At 40.1% G+C, this 1,039-nt stretch carries 1 pseudogene; it reads left to right on the forward strand.

The window, feature by feature from the left end:
* Window positions 1–10: 10 nt before the first annotated feature.
* Window positions 11–1,039, forward strand: a pseudogene (locus tag BMW61_RS21530) (hypothetical protein); the annotation flags it as partial.

The raw sequence follows: 1,039 nt of genomic DNA on the forward strand, positions 1-1,039 counted from the left end.
CAAAAAAGGCATGATTGATTATGAATACGGGAGGATATTAAAGAAATTCCATAAGCTTTCTGACAGGCATATTATAGTCGCCGAAACTGATATGCCTTATTCCGATGTGCTTAAAGTCGTGGCTCTTTCTGATAAGATACGCAAAGCGGGCAATGAACTTGTTGGTCTTATGAGAAGGAACCATGACCAGCTCATGCGTACAAAAAGATACCGCAAACTGCTTTCTTTGTATGGTAGTACGGAAAACATGGCTAAACGTAAGATACTTGCCAATCAGCTTAATGAAATGCAGAAATCCTATAATGTCACATGGGATTGTTGTAGAAAATCAATGATTCCAATAGGCAAAAAGTATGGGATAGATGCTATATTTGCCTTAACCAAAGCTGAAGATGTATGGCGCGGTATGGAGAAATGTCTCTATGGTAGTGGTAAGACCATACATTTCTCAAAATTTGGGGAGCTGCCATGTATCCGGGCAAAGCAGATAAGCCGTGGTATACCCATTTCTGTAAAGGATAACAGATTACAATTCAAACTTGGAAAGAAAGCTTTCGGGATACAGATAGCCGATAGATTCCAAATGGATGAAGTAAATGCCGTTCTGTCGTATCTTAACGAGCCAGAAATAATGGATAAAAAGGCTGTAGATACTTTACTTGAGGATGCTTATTGTATAGATACATACAGACCATGCTATGCAACTCTCGTCCCCAAAATGATAAGAGGTAAATACAGGGTATACCTGCATCTGACTATTGAAGGCAAAGCAAAACCTAAGTATGATAAGTACGGCAATCCACGCCATAAGTATGGCAAAGGTATGATAGGTGCTGATATTGGCACACAGACAGTTGCCTATACATCTGATACTGAGGTTGGTCTAAAGAACCTTTCTGAACGTGGTGACAGCATACAGACATCCGAAAGAAAAGAGCGTCTGATCTATCGTGCCATGGACAGGTCAAGAAGGGCAACCAACCCGCAAAATTATAATGAGGATGGTACTGTTAAGAAAGGTCGTAAAATCTGGAAATAC

The organism is Butyrivibrio sp. ob235 (genome assembly GCF_900109475.1).
Lineage (GTDB): Bacteria > Bacillota > Clostridia > Lachnospirales > Lachnospiraceae > Butyrivibrio.